28 protein-coding genes and 1 pseudogene are annotated in these 21842 nt (G+C 36.0%); 14 read left to right on the forward strand and 15 right to left on the reverse strand.

The annotated features are described in order from the left end of the window. Position 1: 1 nt before the first annotated feature. The 3 genes from C4S29_RS09235 to C4S29_RS09245 are packed head-to-tail and all read left to right on the forward strand — an operon-like array spanning position 2 to position 1044. A complete protein-coding gene (locus C4S29_RS09235; RefSeq protein ID WP_003002500.1) occupies positions 2–184 on the forward strand; it encodes a hypothetical protein in 183 nt (60 codons plus the stop codon). A gap of 12 nt (positions 185–196) precedes the next feature. Continuing rightward, a complete protein-coding gene (locus tag C4S29_RS09240; RefSeq protein ID WP_003002497.1) occupies positions 197–814 on the forward strand; it encodes a PRTRC system protein E in 618 nt (205 codons plus the stop codon). 11 nt (positions 815–825) lie between these two features. Further along, positions 826–1044, forward strand: coding sequence for a PRTRC system protein C (locus C4S29_RS09245; protein ID WP_002978317.1), 219 nt, complete (start codon positions 826–828; stop codon positions 1042–1044). A 52-nt stretch (positions 1045–1096) separates the two neighbouring features. Here the strand turns inward: C4S29_RS09245 and C4S29_RS15040 are convergent, their stop codons facing one another. Further along, positions 1097–1234 carry a hypothetical protein gene (locus C4S29_RS15040; protein ID WP_317045074.1) on the reverse strand — a complete coding sequence of 46 codons (138 nt, stop codon included), beginning with the start codon at positions 1232–1234 and terminating at the stop codon, positions 1097–1099. A gap of 181 nt (positions 1235–1415) precedes the next feature. On the opposite strand from C4S29_RS15040, the gene C4S29_RS09250 reads away from it, so the two are divergent. The 7 genes from C4S29_RS09250 to C4S29_RS09280 all read left to right on the forward strand — a co-directional run bounded on the left by C4S29_RS09250 (position 1416) and on the right by C4S29_RS09280 (position 7195). After that, positions 1416–2225 carry a hypothetical protein gene (locus tag C4S29_RS09250; RefSeq protein WP_317045075.1) on the forward strand — a complete coding sequence of 270 codons (810 nt, stop codon included), beginning with the start codon at positions 1416–1418 and terminating at the stop codon, positions 2223–2225. Beyond that, positions 2222–2944 carry a hypothetical protein gene (locus C4S29_RS09255; RefSeq protein ID WP_003002491.1) on the forward strand — a complete coding sequence of 241 codons (723 nt, stop codon included), beginning with the start codon at positions 2222–2224 and terminating at the stop codon, positions 2942–2944. Before C4S29_RS09250 ends, C4S29_RS09255 begins: the two co-directional genes overlap by 4 nt. After that, entirely contained in the window at positions 2944–3750 is an 807-nt protein-coding gene (locus C4S29_RS09260; RefSeq protein ID WP_003002489.1) for a PRTRC system ThiF family protein, read from the forward strand. Before C4S29_RS09255 ends, C4S29_RS09260 begins: the two co-directional genes overlap by 1 nt. Before the next feature lie 427 nt (positions 3751–4177). Continuing rightward, entirely contained in the window at positions 4178–5161 is a 984-nt protein-coding gene (locus C4S29_RS09265) for a CBASS oligonucleotide cyclase (protein WP_003002487.1), read from the forward strand. Between the two features lie 5 nt (positions 5162–5166). Next, entirely contained in the window at positions 5167–5676 is a 510-nt protein-coding gene (locus tag C4S29_RS09270) for an HORMA-1 domain-containing protein (RefSeq protein WP_034736833.1), read from the forward strand. A gap of 2 nt (positions 5677–5678) precedes the next feature. Continuing rightward, positions 5679–6563 (forward strand): ATP-binding protein, encoded by an 885-nt coding sequence (locus tag C4S29_RS09275; protein WP_003002482.1) that lies wholly within the window; start codon positions 5679–5681, stop codon positions 6561–6563. Beyond that, positions 6560–7195, forward strand: a complete 636-nt coding sequence (locus C4S29_RS09280; protein WP_159969843.1) for an SMODS-associated NUDIX domain-containing protein — start codon at positions 6560–6562, stop codon at positions 7193–7195. The genes C4S29_RS09275 and C4S29_RS09280 overlap by 4 nt, the downstream gene beginning before the upstream one ends. A 46-nt stretch (positions 7196–7241) precedes the next feature. Here the strand turns inward: C4S29_RS09280 and C4S29_RS09285 are convergent. Continuing rightward, positions 7242–8302, reverse strand: a pseudogene (locus C4S29_RS09285) (IS3 family transposase); the annotation flags it as partial. A gap of 26 nt (positions 8303–8328) precedes the next feature. On the opposite strand from C4S29_RS09285, the gene C4S29_RS09295 reads away from it, so the two are divergent. Both C4S29_RS09295 and C4S29_RS09300 read left to right on the forward strand, forming a co-directional pair. Beyond that, complete coding sequence (locus tag C4S29_RS09295) at positions 8329–8640, forward strand: SMODS-associated NUDIX domain-containing protein (protein WP_262496762.1); 312 nt, start codon at positions 8329–8331, stop codon at positions 8638–8640. A gap of 3 nt (positions 8641–8643) precedes the next feature. After that, positions 8644–9219 carry a hypothetical protein gene (locus C4S29_RS09300; protein WP_003002470.1) on the forward strand — a complete coding sequence of 192 codons (576 nt, stop codon included), beginning with the start codon at positions 8644–8646 and terminating at the stop codon, positions 9217–9219. A 25-nt stretch (positions 9220–9244) separates the two neighbouring features. Here the strand turns inward: C4S29_RS09300 and C4S29_RS09305 are convergent, their stop codons facing one another. The 3 genes from C4S29_RS09305 to C4S29_RS09315 all read right to left on the reverse strand — a co-directional run bounded on the left by C4S29_RS09305 (position 9245) and on the right by C4S29_RS09315 (position 10506). Then, positions 9245–9643 carry a response regulator gene (locus C4S29_RS09305; protein ID WP_003002467.1) on the reverse strand — a complete coding sequence of 133 codons (399 nt, stop codon included), beginning with the start codon at positions 9641–9643 and terminating at the stop codon, positions 9245–9247. Between the two features lie 271 nt (positions 9644–9914). Further along, complete coding sequence (locus tag C4S29_RS09310; protein WP_003002463.1) at positions 9915–10214, reverse strand: helix-turn-helix domain-containing protein; 300 nt, start codon at positions 10212–10214, stop codon at positions 9915–9917. Next, positions 10195–10506 carry a helix-turn-helix domain-containing protein gene (locus C4S29_RS09315; protein ID WP_003002460.1) on the reverse strand — a complete coding sequence of 104 codons (312 nt, stop codon included), beginning with the start codon at positions 10504–10506 and terminating at the stop codon, positions 10195–10197. Before C4S29_RS09315 ends, C4S29_RS09310 begins: the two co-directional genes overlap by 20 nt. Before the next feature lie 439 nt (positions 10507–10945). On the opposite strand from C4S29_RS09315, the gene C4S29_RS09320 reads away from it, so the two are divergent. Further along, entirely contained in the window at positions 10946–12277 is a 1332-nt protein-coding gene (locus C4S29_RS09320; RefSeq protein WP_233740527.1) for a hypothetical protein, read from the forward strand. Then, a complete protein-coding gene (locus C4S29_RS09325) occupies positions 12277–14928 on the forward strand; it encodes a phospholipase D-like domain-containing protein (protein WP_003002451.1) in 2652 nt (883 codons plus the stop codon). Before C4S29_RS09320 ends, C4S29_RS09325 begins: the two co-directional genes overlap by 1 nt. A gap of 39 nt (positions 14929–14967) precedes the next feature. Here the strand turns inward: C4S29_RS09325 and C4S29_RS09330 are convergent, their stop codons facing one another. The 10 genes from C4S29_RS09330 to traJ form a co-directional block, all read right to left on the reverse strand. Further along, a complete protein-coding gene (locus C4S29_RS09330) occupies positions 14968–15741 on the reverse strand; it encodes a TIGR02391 family protein (RefSeq protein ID WP_233740528.1) in 774 nt (257 codons plus the stop codon). 37 nt (positions 15742–15778) lie between these two features. Beyond that, positions 15779–16051: a molybdenum ABC transporter permease gene (locus tag C4S29_RS09335; protein ID WP_003002444.1), complete on the reverse strand. Its 273-nt coding sequence runs from the start codon at positions 16049–16051 to the stop codon at positions 15779–15781. A gap of 102 nt (positions 16052–16153) precedes the next feature. Beyond that, the gene (locus C4S29_RS09340) at positions 16154–16603 is read right to left on the reverse strand and encodes a DUF3872 domain-containing protein (RefSeq protein ID WP_003002441.1); all 450 of its coding nucleotides are present in this window, start codon (positions 16601–16603) and stop codon (positions 16154–16156) included. A gap of 12 nt (positions 16604–16615) precedes the next feature. Continuing rightward, complete coding sequence (locus C4S29_RS09345; protein ID WP_003002438.1) at positions 16616–17176, reverse strand: conjugal transfer protein TraO; 561 nt, start codon at positions 17174–17176, stop codon at positions 16616–16618. A gap of 20 nt (positions 17177–17196) precedes the next feature. Next, positions 17197–18090, reverse strand: a complete 894-nt coding sequence (gene traN, locus C4S29_RS09350) for a conjugative transposon protein TraN (RefSeq protein ID WP_003002435.1) — start codon at positions 18088–18090, stop codon at positions 17197–17199. A gap of 24 nt (positions 18091–18114) precedes the next feature. Further along, the gene (gene traM, locus C4S29_RS09355) at positions 18115–19464 is read right to left on the reverse strand and encodes a conjugative transposon protein TraM (protein WP_034736782.1); all 1350 of its coding nucleotides are present in this window, start codon (positions 19462–19464) and stop codon (positions 18115–18117) included. Next, positions 19451–19738, reverse strand: coding sequence for a hypothetical protein (locus C4S29_RS09360; protein ID WP_034736780.1), 288 nt, complete (start codon positions 19736–19738; stop codon positions 19451–19453). Before C4S29_RS09360 ends, traM begins: the two co-directional genes overlap by 14 nt. Before the next feature lie 23 nt (positions 19739–19761). Beyond that, on the reverse strand, positions 19762–20190 hold the full coding sequence (locus tag C4S29_RS09365) for a hypothetical protein (RefSeq protein ID WP_002978258.1): 429 nt from the start codon (positions 20188–20190) through the stop codon (positions 19762–19764). 11 nt (positions 20191–20201) lie between these two features. Then, positions 20202–20825: a conjugative transposon protein TraK gene (traK, locus tag C4S29_RS09370; RefSeq protein ID WP_002978256.1), complete on the reverse strand. Its 624-nt coding sequence runs from the start codon at positions 20823–20825 to the stop codon at positions 20202–20204. A 19-nt stretch (positions 20826–20844) separates the two neighbouring features. Next, a complete protein-coding gene (traJ, locus tag C4S29_RS09375; protein ID WP_002978255.1) occupies positions 20845–21840 on the reverse strand; it encodes a conjugative transposon protein TraJ in 996 nt (331 codons plus the stop codon). Positions 21841–21842: the final 2 nt, after the last annotated feature.

Genomic DNA, 21842 nt, shown 5'->3' on the forward strand with positions numbered 1-21842 from the left:
GATGAAAATCATAGATAAAAAAGGGAATTGGATTGAAGTTACCGACCTCATAAAAGCTATTCAACAAACAGGTTGGTATAAAGAATATCAGCACCACCCACCAACAGAAACAGACAAGGAAAGACAGGAATATTGGGCAGATATGCACGAGAAACTTAAAAAAGAAAAAAGTAATAACAATTAAAATTTAAGAACGATGAACACCAATTTTTTCAATCAGATACAGCAGTTGGACTTTACAGGAGTATTACAACTGAACATTTCAAAAGGAATAGAAAGCAACCTAATTGTAACAGTATTGCTCAATAACGAACAATGCGGAGATAGTGCAAAAAATCTAATTCCACCATTGACCTTTAACGCCACACCCCAGGAGTTTGACGAGGGATTTTTTGAGCAGATAACCACACCTATACAAAAGGTATCGGGCTTAATGGTGGATATGGAGAAATTTCAAAAGCAACTTGATGAAGCCAAAGCACAATCGGCAATCGAGAAAGCAAAAACCGAAAAAGAGAAAAAAGAAAAAGAAGTCAAAGACAAGAAGTTTAAAGATGCAATGGCAAAGGCGGACGAGTTGGAGAAAGAGGGCAAATTCCGTGAAGCGTGGATAAAAGTTCCCGATATAACGGAGTTTCCCGAAAAAGCAGACGAGATACGCAAACGCAAAATAGCATTATCCGACAAATTCGCAACACCGAGCCTTTTCGGAGCAATGGACGAAGCAAAACCCGAACCACCAATAGAGCAAGAAATTACTGCCGATTATCCTATTGATGAAACAGACGAAGATGAAAAGAATAGTAATCATTAAAACAGAACATTATGTTATTAGCAACGCAATTAGAAAGAGTTTTTATACTCAAAGATAAAGGACAGGACATAAGACTGACCGACCCCGAACCACGTTGGAGCGTGGAAGCCGTAATGAATTTTTACGCCAATATGTACCCGATTTTGACTACGGCAAAAGCATCTGCACCGCAGATAAAAGACGATGCAGTCGAGTACAAATTTGAGAGCGTAATGGGAACGAAAGGTTAAACCAAAATTTTAAAACAATGAATTATGCAACGCAACATCATATCGGGAACTATCAGCATACCCGAACAGAAACGACAACGGCAATTGCACCGACAGTTGGGCGAGTTCGCCAATTGGCTACAAAGACCAAAGGACGCAAACCAAGTGCAGAAAGACAAGCAGAAATCCGTACCAATAGCAATGCTACCAATGGTATTCTAAAGTGTACGTTTCTGCCAAAACTGAAAACAGCAAAATCCGTACAGGCTTGTCAGAAAACGGAGAGGGATTTTTACAAGTCCCTTTCCCAACTTGCCGAGCATTACAACATTGAGGCAACACAGACCAAGGATTTTGGTTTTCCCTACAATATCGTATTGGCTATGTGGGATATGGAAACCAAAGTAAAACGTACCAACAAAAATTGGGATAGTTTCAAATTGGTACAGGACAGTAAGAAAACCTTTTTCGTAAGCGAGGAAAGGTACAATGTGGGTACGACCTTGTATTATATTCCAATTATACCACTATTTCAAATGCTCAAAGACCCGAAGCGTAAAAAGACTGCACCGCTTCTATTATCAGTATGTAGTTATCTGTACCATATTGCCGATGTGCCGTATTACAGACAGGAAGACAGCTATCTGTATTGGTTATATGAAATGCACAAAGATTGGGTGGAACAGGACGAGAAAACGGACGAAACGGAAAGTTACAAACGTGAGTTGAGAAATGCCGAATACATTGGCGATAGAATAGAACAAAAGCTATTTAATCGAACTAATCTAAAGGTATTTGAACAGCGTTTGAACCGATTTAAAAGTGTTGATATGTTCGACAAGGAATGTTGGCAAGTGGCTTGTAATGCGTTTGCCCTTTGTACAGAATATCCGAACACCACTATTTTCAGCAACGCAACATTGCCCGAAAAAGACCCTTATGATGATGACGAAAATGAAGTAATCGGAATGGAAAAGTACATTTCATTTATTGCAGATACCAGAGGCTGGTTATACGAAAGCCTTTCAGATACCATCAACAATGAATTTAACGAGTACGGAGCAATGGAAGAACCTACTATTTCCAAGCGATTTGACGGAAGCGAAATACCAACAGCCAATCTTGATTTTGAGAACCGTTTGTTTGGTTTATTGAATGATTTGAGTGGAATATTATACGAATACAAAACGATAGAAAAATGAATACAACAACAGATATAACAGACCATTTTGGCACATTGTACCATCCGAAATCTGCTTTGGTTTTCTATGAAACCAAAGGAACTGAAAACGATATGTATGTTGAGCATTTTGATATGGACATCAACGGAACGCCTATCAATGCCCATCCATTAACTGTAAAAGAAGCCAATATTTTAGCAAAGTCCTTACAGACCGATGAAGAAAAGAACCAAGCTTTTTTAAAACCAAAAGGAATTTTGCCGACCAATATCTTACACATCAATCCAAATGCGGAAAAAGGTACGGTACTTTGGTACACCAAAACACAGCAACGGAAACTGTATTTTGTGGATAGTTTGGGCATACCCAGCGGAATGGCACAAGTACCGCCAATGCTTTGGTTGGCAAGCAAAAGCAGTCTTACGTTATTTGCTTTGGCAAGCGACAGAAGACCCACCGAGAAAACGCCATTGCATTACGCACCTTACTTCAATATCTACGAGAAAGGCAATGTTTGTATGGGTACGGTGAGTGTTGATATTAAAAATTCGGCTTCGGTTGAGGAATTTCTACAGGCTTGGGAACATTATTTTTTCAAGTCCTATTTCAGTCATTCATTATGCGAAAACTTGACGAAAAAAAACATTGTGAACCTTTGGAAAGACCTTATCAATACCGATAAACCCTTTCCTAAAGAAGTATTGAAAAAGAACAACAAAATCCTTAAAAATCTATTGTGATGAATACAGCAAAAACCGCAGTTCATTTTACAGATAATTACCTGCTCAATCCTACCAATCCGATTTCGGTAAACCTTATCGGGGCAGGTGGCACAGGCTCAAAAGTATTGACTGCTTTAATGGAAATAAACGAAAGTTTGATTGCGTTGGGACACGCAGGGTTACAAGTCCGCCTTTGGGACGATGATGTTATCACGAGTGCCAATTTGGGCAGACAGCGTTTTGCAGAAAGTGAAACAGGATTATACAAATCCGTTGCTTTAGTCAATCGTTGTAACCGTTGGGCAGGAACAAATTGGAAAGCCGAAACGGTAAAATTTGAAAAAGATAATTTTGGCAGACCACCCGAAAAAGCAAGGGTAACCATTACCATTACTTGTGTGGATAATGTACAGGCGAGGTTTGGTGTTGCTGAAATTCTTAAAGAAATAAGTTACCGCAGACATTATCAAGACGAACCAAAATATTGGTTAGATTTTGGCAACAGCCAAGATACAGGACAAGTGCTACTATCTACTATCGGAGAGATAAAACAACCAAATTCTGAAAAGTACGAAACGGTGGCAAGCCTGCCATTTGTTACCGATGAATTTGGCGAACTATTGAAGCAATCCGAACAAGAGGACAACACGCCAAGTTGCTCACTTGCCGAAGCGTTGGAACACCAAGATTTGTTTATCAATTCATCATTGACACAAATGGGTTGTTCGTTATTGTGGAACTTGTTTCGCAAAGGAATGACCGAATACAGGGGATTTTTTCACAATCTGAAAGATTTCCGCACCCACCCGATAAAAGTCGCCTGACCCGAAAATTTGGGTGGCAAAAATGCAATTCCTCGCTACGGTCGGAAACGCATTTTTGCGGTTTAAAGCGGATGCAACCACTTTGTCAAAATGCACCACTACACAATTGCCTTTCCTTACATTTTACCAAACAGATTGCTAAATTATTACGTGGGATATTCGCTATCCCATTTGCTGTATTTAGTATTGACTTCTTTTCTTTCCACACAGCGATCAAAGAAAAGCAAAAGAACGTCGCCTGATTAATGATCGCTTATGACCTGTTTTTCGGATAGAAATATTTCGAAGAAAATTACTATTTAGCAGCTTAGCAGCAATATGAATTTAGTAGACAATTTAAGCTAATAACAAACTTAAACTGACAAAAAGTCTGAACCAAATAAATGGGCAACTGTTTGATATATAAAGATGTATAAAAACTAAAATTATGAAGTTATCAAATAAAGATTTACAAAACTTTATTGAGAAGATCAAACTGCAGCCTGAAAATATGGGTAAATACAGAGATCAAATCAATAATTTGAAAGAAAAATTAGAAAAAAAAATTGCTGAAGATGATAGTCACGGATTAAAAGTTCAAAAGTACATTATTGCTGGTTCGTGGAAAAAGCATACAATTTTAAAACCTACTGGAGAAAACCCTATAGATATAGATTTGGTACTCTTTATTTCTGGAGATAAAGAAATTCATAATGATCTACCCAAATTATATGATTATATTGTTTCCTATTTAAAAAGTATATATCCACAAAAGGATATTCAAAGAGATGTTGATGCTAAAGGAAATACAAAATCAATAACAATTTCCTTTAGTGGAACAGGTTTACAAGTTGACATTGTTCCTGTTGTTCCACTACAAGATATAGCCGAATATGTTTGGCAGCCAAGTCGACGCGGTGGAAAAAAATATATAACAAGTATCAGTAAACAATTAAGCTTTTCACTAGAAAAAAGGCAAAAAAATCCATCTTACACCTCCATTGTTAGAACAATAAAATGGTGGAAAAATTATAAAGAATTGCAGCCTACAGACAACGAACCAGGTTTATCATCATTTTCAATTGAATTAATTGTTGCTTATTTAGATGAGAACTATGGTATAGAAGAAAGTATTGAAGAAGGTGTAATTCGATTCTTTCAATTCGTAAGTAATCCATCATTTCCCATAATTGAATTTAAAGATTCAATTAAATCAATTCCTGGCAATTATGACTCACCTATTTACATTGCTGATAATACAAACAAAGAGAACAATATTGTGAAACGTCTTGATAAAAACAAATGGGATGAAATTATTGAAGAAGCTGAAGATGCCTTTGATACCTTAAATATTGCCGAATCAAAAAATAATAAAGGAGACACTATTCAAGAATGGAAACGTGTTTTCGGACCAACTTTTAATTTAGATTAATGCCTATGTACGGAACAACTACAAAAACCAGCACTTATACAGTTTTAGATATAAGAAAAACCTTTGAAGGCTGTGAAGCTGATATTAGAACAATTGCACGAAGAACTGGAAAATGGACAATGGAATATGTTGATAAACTATTCTATGACATACTTTTATTGGCTGAAAATGAATATTTATATTCAGTTGATGTTGTATTACTAAACAGCGAGACAGAAAGAGTAATTCGAGCTTCAAAATTTATTGTGAATTCTCTTGGAACATCTACAGAAAGTGAAAGAGCAGGTAAGAATAATGATTGGACTGACATTCCAAATACAAGATTATCAGTCATTTTGGCATATACTCAAAAATGGAAAAATTTAAATGCTTCAGAAAAAGAAAATTTTTCAAAAGGTTTTAAATTATCATGGACGGCATCCTCTATTGATAATTCATTCCCCAGTCTTCAAAGTTCAAATGCTCAATTATATGCTAGCAAAGGATATGAATTAAAAAAAACTAATTACAAATAGCTATGAATAATATTTTTGACAATATAGTTGAATTACCTAACAAGGGTATACAAGAAAGAGCAAAGAACTTAGTTGGTTTTGATTCAAAATTCGATAGAATTTTTTCTAACTTAAAATTATTACTTGATCAAGAAGGATTAAGTGAATGGAGTAAAAAGTTTCACAAAGTAGAGCTACCGATTATTTCTCAGCTTCAAGAGAAGTATCCGCTAATTATACTGTCTGGAGACGCAGGTACCGGAAAAACAATTTCCGCTGAAGCAATTGCAGATAGAATGTTACGAGAACTTAAAAAAGACGGTTTTTTTCTCAAACTAAGTACAAGAGTAAGAGGAGAAGGTTTACATGGTCAAATGGGTAACTTGGTAAATGATGCGTTCAGTGAATTAAAAAATCAAGCGGGAAAAAGAAGAATTGCATTTTTATTGATTGATGAGGCTGATGCTATAGCCTCAACTAGGTCAACTATGCAAATGCATCAAGAAGAAAAGGCAGCTGTTAATACATTAATTCAAAAAATTGACGAATTAAGAGAATTAAATGGTAGAGCTATTTTATTCATGTCAACAAATAGACTTCATTTTCTGGATGAAGCAATTATTCGAAGAGCTGCAATAATATTAGAATTTGAGAGACCTACTTTTGATGAGAGAAAGCAATTGTTTGAAAAATCAATTGGAGAAATTGGATTAAACGATAAAGAATTAGAAACTTTAGCAGATTTAACTGGTGAAAAACATAATAATGGTTTAGCTTTTTCTTTTTCAGACATTCGATTGAGAGTCTTACCTGAAGCAGTATCTAAATGTTTTCCTTCAAAAGCATTGGACTTTGAATCGGTAAAAGAAACAATCATTCAATTAAATCCAAGTCCAAAAATAATATGAAAGATAATCTCATAAAATATACCATACCTATTTTACTTATTATTATTGGATTATTTGACAATGATTTTTGGCATTCTCCATTTACAAGAGCAGGTATAATTTCTTTAATAACATTGATTTTAGGTTGGTTAATAGATAATTATAAACAACTAATATTAATTATTAATACTCAAATTTTGCACCGCAAAAAAGATTTTCGTTTATCAATTGCGTATCTGTACAGAATTAAAGTTGACAATGAGTATTTACTAGTAAAAAGTAGAACCAGAAATTATTATCAGCCAGTAGGTGGATGTTATAAAACATTACCTAGTAGTAGTGCTATTTTTGAAAAATTAGAAGTAAAACCTGACAGAAAGTTTGAAACAGAAAAAGGAATAGCTAAAAATGATTTGAGAGTTTATGTTAGGGGAAAAAATGTAATCTCTTTTCTTAAATGGTTCGATTCAAAAAAGGATAGGGAAATTTCTCCATGGAGAGAGTTTTGTGAAGAATTAATCTCAGAAGACATTTTACCCTGGAGACAATTTCGCTTCATTGATTATGTAGGCTTCCCCTTTTTAGTACAAGTTAAAAGTATACAATATTCTATTACGTTTACAGTTGAAGGACTAAGTGATGCGAAGGCGTAGCCGTAGCGGAACGCAGTCCTTCAACTGTTTTTTCTTTCTTTATTTTATAGTTCACCGGGCTAATACCCTCTAGAGAATCGTGTGGTCTGTGGTAATTATAATCTTCTATCCATTGGTCGCTTATTTCTCTGACTTGGTCAATGCTATCGAACAAATATGCATCGAGTACGTTTTCACGATAACTTTTGTTAAAACGTTCTATTAAAGCGTTTTGTGTTGGTTTACCTGGTTGGGTGTATTTAAATTCAATTTCCATAACTTGGCTCCAATCCTGTGCTAATTTAGCAATAAATTCAGGTCCATTATCCATTCGTATTCGTTTTGGCTTTCCGTGTTTATTTACAAGGTGTTTTAAAACCCAAATGACTCTGCTGCTTTTGAGTGAATAATCAGTTTCTATAAATAATACTTCTCTATTAAAATCATCAATAACATTAAAACTTCTGAACTTTCTTCCGTTGGTTAAACTATCGCTCATAAAATCAATACTCCAAGTGTGGGTAAAACTTTCAGGAATTTCAATAGTTTCTTTAACTCGCTGCGGTAAGCGTTTTTTAGTCTTTCTACGATGAGGAAGACCAATCTGTTTGTAAACCCTATGCAATCGCTTATGATTTACTTTGTCTCCATCATTACGAAGGCGATAATAACATTTCCAAAAACCTTCTCTCGGATGGTCTTGAGCAAATTTCTCTAATCGCTGGATTAAATCAGAATCATTTTTGATGGATTGATACTCCAAGCTACTTCGACTAGTCTGTAAAATACGGCAAGCCTTGCTTTTGCCTTTCGGATATTTGGTCAAAACATCTTTTATGATAGCTCTTTTATGGCAAGGCTTTAAAGCTTTTTTTCAATGATGTACTTAGCCATATCTAATTCTAAAGCCAAATCAGCATACATCCGTTTGAGTTTGGCGTTTTCTTCTTCAAGACCTTTTATTTTCTTTAATTCACTTGCTTCCATGCCGCCGTAGCGTTGACGCCACTTATAAAACGTAGCTTTGCTAACTCCATGTTCTCTAACAATTGTATTAATATCTTTTCCAGATTCAAATTCTTGAAGGATCTTCGAGATTTGAGTGGGACTAAATTTACTACTCTTCATAATTACAGTTTAGTTTAAAATTAATAATTTTTCTCGTTTTAAACTGTACTTTTTTTGGGGGAGCTTACAATTATGAATTTAAAAAAAAGATTCAATCTCCAATTATCAAATTAGATAGCGGGGGTAAAGGGATATTTATTTTTGAAATTTTTGATTTGGTTATTAATAATGAACAATTACCAATTCTAGAAAAACTAAAATTAGAAAAAGAATCAAACAAATTTATTTGGGTAACTGACGATTTGATACAGACACTTGGACATAGTTTAAATAGTAAGGAGTATATGTTTGAAATCTCACCCCATACTAAATATGCTCAAAACTTAAAATGGGAATAATATATGAATACTGATAAAAACAAATCAAACGAACAAATTACAATTAAACTTTTAGACCAAAAAGATTGGAAAATTGTTAAAGAAATAAGTGTTGTTTCAACAAACCAATTTGGTGTTGAAATTACTATTGGTGTTATTATTTATGATCGTCAAATTACGAGTGATTATAAGCTTAACGATGATCCAGAGCCAAATCAGATAAAAAGATTATTAGATTATCCTAAACAAGAGCTATTTACAAATGACGAGCTTGATGAATTAATCTTAAGTGCTGTAAAAAGTAAGTTTCCAAAATCCTTTGTAAGGAGTCATCAAGTTTTATGGGATTCTGATAAAAAAAGATATGATTATTTACTAAAAAGGCCAAGTGAGAAAGCATTTTTAGAAATTAGACCAGACTTTTCGAGTATAGATATTTACAGTTTAAATGGTAAAACCTTTACTGTATTCAATAAGGAAATAAATATCTATCAAGATTTTACGTTGGAAAGTATTAAATCTCATTTTTTTACGGTAAACTGTGATTTTGAAAGAAGAGAGAGTTTAATCACTGAACTCTATAAAATAATATTCAAGTAAAATAATTGTTATAACATTCATATTATTAGTTAGAGCTATAGACAGCTTGGTCAATGGCTCTTTTAAAATCATCTGCATCGCTACCAATGAGTAGATAACCTGCAAAACCAATGTCTAAAAGAGGTTTACCGACTTTTTTATCATCAATATCACTATGTGCAATCAGTTTTATTGTTGGATATTTTGTTCTTAATTCTTGAAGTTCAACCAAAACATTCTTGTTGTAAAAATCAAGGTCGATAATACAAATTTTCGGGAGTTCATTTAATGAAGATAATTGTGATAGTCCATCTTCAATGCTTTCCGAACGAAATAAGACTTCAGTTCCTGAAGCAATGAGGTCTTTACAAATGAAATCTAAAATTGGGCTTTTATCATTGATAAAGGCGAGTGTAATTTTTTGTTGTGCTGTACCAGTTTCCATATCATCATACTTTTTTAAAGTTGATGTAGCCCTGCACAAAAAGAAAGCGCAGGCAACTACACTTACCGCACATTGAGGTACTGGTATACCCGACAACGAATAAGCGAGCGCCCACGCCTATGGCATGAGCGTTCTTCCTTATCGTCCCGTTGTCTAAAAATTACCAGTTTTCAATGTGGGACTTAAAGCAAAAACACTTTAAGTATTTCTATATTTTACATAGCAAAGATACTAAACTCTTGCTATTAGATGTATTAATGCAACAAAAAGCTTAGCCTGAATTTGTTTTGTGATTGATATAATTCTGCTCCAATATTGTCATCAAATCTGTTTCCTTATAAATAATTTTGCCACCGATCTGAATATACGGCAGGATATTATCATCACGGTATTGCTGTAAAGTCCGTTTGCTGATATGTAGCAATTTGCATACATCTTCGCCCGACAAATAAATTTCTCCGTTCATTACAGGACGATAATTTTTTAATATGCTTTCAATACGGTTTCTCAACTGCATTATCATTTGCTGTTGTTCGATTACTTCTTCAGCTTCATTCGTCAATAAATTCATTGTCATTGGTATTGTAGGGGTGTCCAGCTTCGAGCAAAGACAGTACATCCGAGCGTTTATAATAATTTTTGCGGTTCAGTTTGGAATATGGCAATAGCCCTTTGTCTTTATAGGTCTGCAAAGTCCGTTTGGTAATATCCATCATCAGGCACACTTCCTGGTTATCGAGCCACTTTTCTTCTTTGAAAATTGGAGTATATTTCCGTACAGCATTTTCGGTCATTTCTAAAAGTGCTTTTAGTTCATTCTTCATTCCGTCTAATGTGGATTTTTGTATTGCAATAACTTCCATAATCTGCTCAATTTTTCTGTGGAAGTGGAATTTATCAAGGATTTGTAAAGGCTTGGAAAATGTTGTATTGATTGGCGTTGAAAGGTAGTATTTGTCGCCACGATATAAATTTCAAGATAGTTTATTTTGTAAATTTGAAGAATATAGGTTACTGATAAATTAATTTTAAATGGCAGTATTACAAAAAGGCAATTCAAATTATCCGTTTTGGGGAGCATCAATAAGTCTAATCACTGGACTTGACCCGTTAGGCCTTCAAACAACCTCAGAAGCGACTTACGCCACTATGTTGCCTGGAATTTCCAATTTGACTAATCGTCTCCGTTATTATGGGTTTTATTGTTGGCTTTTAGACTTCTATTTCAAGACCGAGAAGAAAGGCAACTCAAAAGAACAATATCGTTTTATCCGCAGAGCTGAATTGATGATTGCCATAATTATGCAAAGCGAGCGTAAAGGAGTTCAACAGATAACAGGAAGTAACTTTGCTTCAAACCTAATAAATACAGCTGAGGAAACTTATTTTGACTTAGCCGAAGGAGCAGACAAGGACAATACCGATAAAAATGTTTATTGGAAATATCCATCCGGTGCATTCGGACAATATTATTACGGAGCAATGCAGGCACTTTCCTTAATTATTACAGCAATAAATGATGATGGAGATGTTATTTACAACATTAGTAAACCACACCCAAGACAAAAAGTTTCTGGGAAACAATTAGCCGAGGCTTTTGAAGGATCATTGTCACCACAAATAAAAGAGTTATTTTATATTAATATCAAAAAAGGAAAACTCTACCAAGATGATATTTCAGAACTGATAAAGTATTTTGCGATTGATACGGTACAAACAGAAAATGCCGAATGGCAACTATATGTAGAAATGCTTTTGGACAAAGACGATCCAAGTCAAGAAATGGAAGAACGTTTTACTTTTCACAGAAGGGAAACAATTTTGTCGCTCTTAAATACAGCTGTTAAAAATGAAAATAATTACGACTGGTATAGATTTCTATTGGAAAGTTACCGAAAGAAATTGGGAACAAATGGTTATCCTGAAACGGAAACTAATATTGGTTGGTACTGCTATCAATTAAATGAGTATTGGCAGTACAGTTGCGGTACGATGTTTTGGGCTGTATTACAACATCTTTACGATTTCCAACAAGACCAATATCTACCATTGTTTGTAAAGAAATTTTCAAGCAGTATTACAAATGAAATATGCAAAGAGCTAAAGCAAGCTACAGAGCCAACAAGTTCACTTGCAGAAATTTTGGAGTTAATCCCTGACACAGAAGATGAGGAAAACATCAAAAAGGAAATTGATGGAACAAACGACCCTGTTATAGTAGCAAAATATGGCTTTATTCTTTTGCTTCAAATATTCAAAAATAATAGAGAGCAACTTCATCCATTGAAAGAATTTATGAGCAGAAAAAAGATAGAAAGGGATGGGAATATGGTTGATGGTATCTTGACAGTTCACACAGCAGAAAACGATACACTTCAAGATTTTGTTGAACAATTTATTTTACGCAAAATTATTTACAGGCACTCAATGGTTGCACTCAGAAAAATGGGCAACGGCTCACAGGCTACTCACAAATTTTTTATTGAGGAACAATACATCCGTTTCATAGATACATTTCCTCCAAGAAACACATCGCCAAGAATGAACGCCTTGCAAAACATAATGTTTGATTTACAGGTAATCAACGACCAAAGGGTTTTATCGCCATTACATAAGAAACTTTTGATTGACTGATGATACTAGAAAGAGAAAACATACTAACATTGATAGGAAGCAGAAGATATCATTCTGCAATTCTTACTACCTTCAGCTTTGACTTTTATTTTTTTGAAATGAAAGCAATGAAATGGTTGCGTTCTTGTGGCGTGAGAAACATCAACGTTTTTATTGATGGACATTATTATTCAGAGTTAATGCAACAAGCGACAGGAGAAGAAATGCAACTTTCTGCCGGTTATTCACTTTATCCTGTTTTTCAAAAGTCAGTATTCCATCCAAAAATTTGGATGTTGTTTGGTGAAAAAGAAGGATTGCTTATTGTTGGTTCTGGAAACCTTACAAATTCTGGAAATGGCAACAATGATGAGATTTGGGGAGCATTTCATTTTGATATTCGTTCAACCGAAAATTCATCAGTCTTTTCGTCAGCTTGGGATTATCTATCAACTCTTTCATCGTCAGTTAAAGGACAGATGAATGAAAAAACTACAAAATGGATACTTGAACATTCTAAATGGCTGAATGAATTGCCAAAGACAAAACCATTTCAATTTTTCGAAACGTCGCAAAAAGAGAAGGTTGCTTTCCTGTTTAATACTGAAACAACTTCTATTTGGAACGAACTTTTAAAACATCTTAGCAATGAGAAAGTAGTAGAAATAACTACCATTTCTCCATATTATGACAAAAATGGGAAAGTATTGCAAGAACTTAATTCTCTTTTTCCTTCAGCCATAGTAAAAGTCATATTGGATGAAAGTGGTTTAATCCCTTCTGCAATGCAAGTGAACAAAGCGTTTACATTTTACGATTGGTGTGATGCAGGCGTAAGCAAAATCCAATATGCAAAATCTGGAAACTCAAAATCAAAACTTCACGGGAAGATTATTCATTTCAAGACAAAAAATGGAAAAGAATTTTGCTTGTTCGGTAGTGCCAATATTACACCTGCAGGATTGGGATTATTGGGCAAAAATTCAAATGCAGAAGTTTCACTTCTTATTCAGTCAGAAAAAGGTGGATTATTAAATCAATTAGGCATAAAACTGAAAACAAGCAATAGTAAAAGCCTTGATGAATTTACAGCGACTACAAATCAGTCAATTTATGAAACTATAATCAAGAACAATCAATTTAAAGTACAGTTGCTTTGTGCAGAGTTGATTTATGATGAATTTATACTTCATTCCACTGGAACTTATACCGATGAATTCAAGGTTGTTTTCTTCGATAAACAAAACCGATTTTTGTATTCCAAAACTTTCTCAAATTATGCGAAAGAGCTAAAAATAACAGTCAATTTAGAATTAGGCAGTTTCCTATATGTGCAATTGACAAATGTTAATGATGGGATTATCTCAAATAAACTATTAATTTCCGATTATTTCCTTTTGGCGAAAACGCATCCTAACCCAAAAACAGAGGAAATTGAGAAAATTTATAGCGAAATTCAAAATGGCGAACTAAGTAAAGTTCTTGACTTGTTGCATTACGCCATCTTTGACGAAACAGAAAATGAGACAGGAGCCAGCTTTTTAGATAGTAGGAGAAGCACGTTTACAAAGCTGAATGATGACAAAGAACCTGAAAAACTTTACGATCTCTCTTCCTATAAAGCAATAGAAAATTCTGGATTTGAAAAAAACCTTCTACTCTCTTCTCTTTCCCTACGTGTTTTAGATGTTTTGAAGTTCATCAATTTAAATGGAATTTCAACAAATAAACAAGCTGATATAAGTATTGATGAGCAAGAAGACGATTTAGGCAACATAAATGGAAATGAGGAAGGAGAAGTGGCAACGGTTCGTAACCTCTCTTTTGTCATTCTTAAATCTGAAAAAAGAAAGTTGATGAACTACTTTGATAACCTTTACAATTACCAACAAGAAATTCTCTATGGGAATAGTCGACCAAAAACATATAGGCCTACACTTACAGATTTGACTAAATATTTAATCGCTCTTGAGTTGATAAGTGAATACGGAGGGAAATCTGCAAAGTATGACGAACAAGACACGCACCATTTTTTCAGTTATTTACCATTTGTAGACGATTATGACAATAACAATGTAAAGGGTTGTTGTTTAAACTTAATTGGCGACTTTTTGATGCTGGCAAGAAGCGGATTTAAAGCGTATGAATTTGACTATACAAAAAAGAAAATCGAGGAACTAAAAAAAGAGGCACTCATAAATACAATTGTTTGCTTAATTAACAATCGATGGAAAGATGATGAATTACATTACTTTTTTACTATGGCTTTAAATGCACTTCATTATTTAGGTTGTAGGAATGTAGATGATTTCAATAGCAATTTTGTAGAATTAAAATCCAAAATTAATATTAGAATTTCCGAGCTGAAAAACAGAACAAAAGGATTTGAAAAAAACTTAGAGATATTTTACGAAAGACTATGTCCTTCGTTTATAAAAGTGATTGAACAGATTGAAGATAAGAACTTTGATACATCAGCAGTTAACGGGCAAATTATTTACAAATCGCCTTGGGGTTATAGCTACGTTCAGTACGTAAATAAAACAAACGATTTTACTTTAATCAGACCTGGCTTTATGTGGGACTATGATAAAGAAGATTACATAAAACACAGTCCAGACGAAATTTATTTACCTCTAAAACTCTCATCTTTTATATGCACCGATTTGTAAGTTAAAAAATCGGATAACTTTTGGGTTATCCGATTTGCGCTATTTAAGTCCTGTTTTGTAAGTGTTATCAAGTTTGTTATGAATAATTGTAGCTACAACCAATACTTCAGTCATTTCTGAAAGTTGAGTGTCTTCTAATATTTTCGGGTTATGCGCTTTTGGATTTCGGTACATAGAAAAAAATCCTTTACAGAAGTTGCCGAAACCCTTATGCTCACTTTCTTCGCTTGGATTATTCAGCATATTAAAAGCAAGCATAGGTCTTTTGTCTTTTCCTAAAGCAAAACAATCATCAACCAGATCTACTCCATCTGAAGTATAGCCACTTTTCTGCCTAAGTCTTTCCGCAACACTTTTTGTGATTTCTAGTATAGAGTGAAAATAATTTTCTTTCAGCCATTCGGCTTCGCAGTATGGTAAAATTTCTGAATGAACTCCGATACCGTGTACTTTTTCTTTGATTTTAAGTGACCTGCTTTTAGCTTCTGAAATGGTTTTAGCCTTTTCAACTAGTCGGGGTTGTCCGGTTTTATCAATTTCTATCCCTTCGTAAACTAATTTTTCATTGATAGTTGTTCTGTCTCTTTCAAATTCGTCTTCGGAATTATATCTTTTAGGATTTAATAACCTAACTACAAATGCCAATACATTATTTCCACAATTGTCTTGTATTTGCTTTTCTTTTAATGCATAAAAAAGTCTGTCGGTTTTGTTTGTACCAATTTGCGATTGAGAAATATTAGCACCAGCTAAATGTTCTGTGATTTTTGTATGCGTTAATAGATTTGATATAATGTCAGATATATTTCGCAAGGTTATGTCATCAAAGGATTTTGTCATTTAAAAATGATTAATTCTGTTTCTGGATTTCCATGTTTTGGATTTCCCTATCTTTTTTCTCACGAGAATAAACCCAAAGTGATAAAAGTCCAAATATAATCAATCCATAAGCTATCCATTTACCAACCTTTTCAATAAATTTAATGAAAACCGAACTTTCATAAGATGAAAAACCTTCGGCTCCCATCGGACCACGCCTGTAAAACTTTCGTCGGTTAAGCCAATAGCGAAGTCCTAAACCTGCAATCAAAAATATTATTCCTATAACCAATGATGCGACCATAACAAAACACTTAAAATCTACTTTTTAAATTTACAAAAAAAAACAGTTTTAATATCCCTTAAAAAGAGAAATCCTGCTTTTTGTGGCAGGATTTCATTGTTTTTAATCAGCACTATTAAACTGAAAACTTATCTGTTTTTCATTTCCAAAGCTGTCCGAAATCCAAACATCAAAGGATTGCGAAACGGCAGATGTTGAAGTATAGTACAACCGAAATTGCTCTGTGGGTAATGGGTATAAATCGTTCGGTAAATATGGTTGCTCATCGTAATACCGCAATATGCCTTGTCCGTCAAATTGGAAATAGCGAAGAAAATACTGTGTGTTGCTGTAATTGCCTGTTCGCTGTATGTCAATGCGTATTTCTACCGTTTGTCCATTGGCTACATCTTTTGGAACTGGCATCACGTTTACCTCGAAAGGAAAATCGTTCTGTATTTCGAGTTCATCATCTTTACTACAAGATACTAAAGTTACCGAAGCTGTTAGGATTGCCAGCATTACATATATCGGCACTAATCCTATTCTGAATTTATTAAATATAGCTATCATTGTTTTAAGTTTTTAAAAATTAAACCTTAATCCCACACCTGCGGATGGTCGGAATTGCTCTAAGTCCGTACCCCAAAATACTTTTGTGCGTCCTTGCAGGATTAACACAAAACGGTCTGATAGATATGTTTCAAGAGTGAGCCGTCCACCAGCTCCGTAGATGAAGTTATCCTCGCTCAAAATCTTTGCTCCGTCATACAACATCGCTTCGCCACGATTGATGCTTTCATAACCGACAACACCTGTTATTCCGAAGTTCAGCGTAATGTTTTTACGAGCATCGCCCAAAAGGAAGAAACTGTAGCCGCCTTCGGAAGTGTAGGTTTCCTGCGGTATGCGGAGGTCTTTGTAGTCGTGGTATTGGTGGGTGTATTCCAATGCCCAAAGCTGATAGTTCCCGTTTTTACCGTTCACGGTCATTCCAATATTGAGGTAATAATCATTACCAATTTTATCTTTGGATACTACACCTGTACTTACTTCCAGTCCTTTCTGTTTTGGGAGCATTCTTTGTGCCTGTGTAACCGTGATGGCCATCAAGATGAGCATCACGGTATAGATATACTTTTTCATATTATTGGATTAAAATGTTATTAAAATTTTAGGTGCATATCGTTTATTAAACGAGCTTTTATCAAATCCGAATTTTCTACCTGCAAAGTTTGATGTCTGCCACCGTTCTTCTCGAAAATCTCAATCAACAGTACCTTGTCATCGGCAATGGTAAATTGGTCTAACAGGAACACGTTTTGTTCGGTTAGTTTCCCGCCAATCTCGTCCAAAGGCTTGTAAGTTCTGAGGGGTATCATCGGGCGTTCTTGTACCACAGTACGTTTGGCTACCTTTTTATCTACTACTTTGAAATTGATAAAATCAATCTGGAAAGGCACATTGGTTTTATTTCTCAATTCCGTATGGAAATAGTATTTGCCGTTGTGGATATAAATGCCTTTGAGAATAAACTGAATGCCGAAACTCTTAGCCCCAATGTGCTTTACAATCCGATTATCATTTTTGTAAATTGTTTCTAATAGCAAGCCTGCTAGTGAAGGCGAATTATTGCCCAATTCTTCAAAAAGCACATCGTTTCCATTGGCTTTATCCACTGCCTTTTGCATTGTAAGTAGGTCGTAGCTCATTGCCTCCGGGTAAGAACTGTAATACACATTAAAGCTGTAAAAACGTCCGTCATTCGTAATGACCGAAAAATTGGTTTCAGGTTCGAAATCCCTTACCGTTGCTTTTACACGCAACACGTTTTCCGCATCTTCTGCTTTTCCTGCAATTAGATATTCGCTTCCCAAATCCACATAACGGATAGCGGTCGGAAAAATCAAGTGCGAAGTTTTATCGTAGGTAACTTCCATTTTATACGGTTCTATCTTGCCTAATGCAAGCGGAGTTCTGATGCTGTCTTGTGCAAAAGATTGTACGGCAAAGCCGAGTATCAGGACAATTGCCCAAAAGGTTTTTAAATGATTTTTCATTATTAAAATTATTTGAGTTCAACATTATTTTTTAGATACCAAGAAGACTTGATATCCTGCTTTCAGCGTAACTTTTGGGGTTCTTACCTTTTTGGCGAAGTAGCCCGAAATTCCCTGTACCACGCCACGACTAAGGTCTGCTGCAACCTGCTGTCCAGCATTTTGCGTGAGCATTACGCTTGTTCCGCCTGTCTGGCTCATATTGCCTGCCATTTCGGTAAGGGCATTCATTTCCGGCGAATATGGAACGTACAAGCCTTGCTGTCCGTCCAAATCGTAAATGGTTATATCTACCGGGATGATATTGCCCTCCAGTTCTATCGAGGTAACTTTTAGTTGTAAACGCCCTCCCTGAAATTTCGCATTAGCCGTTAAAATCGTTCCTTTTGGAATGGTACGGCTCGGTGTTTTTGCAGGCTCTAATAATCGTAAACGCACACCTGTTTCGCCAACTACTGTTTGGGCATCGTGTACACAGGCTTTGATACTGTTTTTGGGTTGTGCCATTTGTTCCACAGAACCAGCGGTATAAAACCCACGGTTCTTTGTTTCGCTCCAATCCGCTAAAAAAGCACTGTCCGATGGTTCACGGTAAAGGGTTGATACTGTATTTTTTCTTGCTGATGTGAACGATACAAAATGCTCTTTTTGGTTAGTAGCCATAGCACTAATAGCATCCGGAACAGCACCATTAGCAGGTGTTGAATTTTCGGTATTCGCATTTTTTGGCAGATACTTTGCTGCCATTTCATAGGATTTCTCCATTAGCTTCAATTGGTCATCAACTGTGGCCACAGGTGGCACATCCTTTTCTGATAATTTTTCTTTCAATTCGTCCACCTGCTTACGCAGTTCCATTGTTTCAGCGTTATCATCTTGATAAAAGGAACTCAATGCGCTTTGGCTATTTCGATAGCTGTTCAAAGCAGGGTTACTGCTTCTTGCCGAATTTCTCCCACTACCGCCAAAGCTGTTGTTTTCCTCTTCTTCATTAAACGGTTCGTCGGTTGGCTCTTCTTTGTCTTCTGTATTCCAGTAGTCTGAAAGTGTAGCCAATGCATTGCGTTTTTCCTGCTCTTTGCGTTCGAGCATTTCCTGTTCATACGCCTTGCCTTTGTCGGCAGGCATTCCAGTTCCAGTAGCCTCTGGTACCGCATCGTTCAGCCCTACATTTTCAATTGTCTTTTTGTCTTCGGATGGTTTAAATATGAGGTACATACAACCCACGAAAACAATCGCCATTAAGCCGAAAATTAAGGGCTTTTTGAGCTTCTCCTTATTATTCTGTGTGCCGTCTTGCAACACATCAGCAGTTGCTGTCGAGTTCCCCTCCGTTACCCGAACAACCGATTTTTTGTTCTCATTTTCTTTCATAAATTTGATTTTTTAAAATTGTTGATACACTATCCTGCAATCTTGCAGGACTTCCATTTTTTTTGAGGACAGGATTTTCGATATGCTCTATGATCATATCGTTTCCAGACTTTGAGGTATCGTACCAGACTTTGAAAATTACACCTGTGGTAAGCAGTAGATATCCCACAAAAAAGTACAGGGTATATTGGTGCTGCTTGCGCACTGGCAATGCCTGCCAACGTTCGTCGAGCTTATCAAAATACCTATCCATATTTGCTCTTAGTTTTTTCATACTCTTAATTTTTTATGATGATGTTAGAGCTTGAACCGCTTGGAGATTTTACCCACATTTTGCTTTTGTTCATCATTAACCAAAGCAATAACCTCAACTGCATTGGGTACGACTATTAAAGAGAGGTTTGTCAGTTCCGATTTTTTTAGCAATTGCCCAAATTGGTCTTTTCTTGCCACCTCCATTCTGTTGAGTGAGAATTTGCCGTTCAGATAATTTACCCACATACTGCATTCTACACTTGGCTTGTCTTCTCCCGACCATTGTAGGTAGCCTGTCAACAACAAGTCTTGTTTAGGCAAAGTATCTGCACCTTTTTGGCAGCTTTCAAGGTAATCGCTGATACTTTCTTTCAGCTTTCCGGCATACGCACCCTGCGTATGAAAATAGCCGTTATATCCTTTTTCTGTAAGGATTTTTGCGAACGTGTTTAAATCTGATAATGTTTCCATAAGATTGTTTTTTAGCGTTCGATGACTTCTATATCCCTGTTTTCCACGACTGCAAATTTTTCGATATTGAAGCCTTGTGGGTTGTTGTCAGAGCGAACGGAGTTGACTAGGTAGCAGGAAGTAATTAAGTTACGTCTGGTTACATTGCTTGACCGAATGATGAATTGTTTTGCATAGGTTCGTACCGCATAAGGATGGGTATCGAAATTGCAGACCACACTATCTACTTCGATGCGTTGCTGTACGTTTCCTGATATAATACGACTGTAATAGCCTTTTTCTGACAAGTCTTTATAGTAGTCGAAGGCACTTTTGTCGGCAAGATTGAATGCCCTGCTCATATTGCTTTCTATAGCGTTTTTGTCGGGAGCAAGTGTAAAAAACAGCTCGTGAAAACGTCTGACGTGTTCCCTTGCTTCCACAGGTCGGTTGATACTTGCATCTTGCGATAAGGCAAGCATCAAAGATTTGCCGTTATCCAATACATAGATTTTTTGGCGTTGTTCTTCTGCAAAGCGGTAGGACTGCCATACGGCATATCCTACCACGCCAATACAGAGAACCGCAAACACAATGGCATATAGTCTTATCTGCCTAAAGCTGTTTTCGATATTTCTTAGCGTTTTAAATTCCATTTTTTTGAATGATTTATTGTTATTTATTCATCAGTTTACCGCCGATGTTTCCTACTGTAGATCCTGCACCAGCACCCGCAAGGTTTCCTGCCTTCATCGCTGTTTGATTTACATTACGAGTAAAGTTTCCTGCACCTCCGGCTTGGATTACCCAACCTGTTACTGTTGGAATTGTGAAGTAGCCAACGATACCGATAATCATAAAGATGATGTACACCGTATTGCTCGTATCGGGTATGTAGGTCGGGTCGGCAAGCATTGCTATATCCCTTTCCAGTATGAGGGATTGTATTCTTGCCAGCATCGAGCTGAACAAATCGGAAACAGGAAGCCAGAGATATACGCTGACATATCTCGTGATCCACTGTGTGAGCGTGGACTGAAATCCGTCCCAAACGGAAATAGCAAAAGCTATTGGTCCGAGTATCGAAAGGACTATCAGGAAAAATGTTCGTATGGTATCAATAACTAAAGCCGCCGCCTGAAAGAGTATTTCCAATAAATTGCGAAACCAATCCTTTATTGCTTTCTCTATCTTGTAGGCTTGCCTGTCCATATACATTCCTGCCATTGTACCAACGTCCGATGGCGACCAGCCCAATTCATCCAGCTTTTTATCAAACTCTTCGTCTGATGCCATATAGGCGGTTTCGGGATTTCGTACCATTGCTTCGTATTCCAATTGGTCTTTCTGTTGCTGGAGTTGGTTGAGGTCAAGCACCTGGTCTTCGAGTATGGCGTGAGTTCCTGTAACTACCGGGCTTAATACTGCATTAATGGTTCCCAACACGATGGTTGGAAAGAACATTATACAAAGACCCAGAGCGAATGGACGCAGTAACGGAAACACATCGATAGGCTCGGCTCGGCTTAAAGCCTGCCAAACCTTTAATGCTACATAGAACAACGCACCCAATCCCGCCAATCCTTTAGCCACAGCCGCCATATCACCTGCAAGCGGCATCATATCGTCGTAAAGTGAACGAAGGAGTTCGTGAAGATTATCCCATTCCATTT

The organism is Halpernia humi, assembly GCF_900108025.1.
GTDB lineage: Bacteria > Bacteroidota > Bacteroidia > Flavobacteriales > Weeksellaceae > Halpernia > Halpernia humi.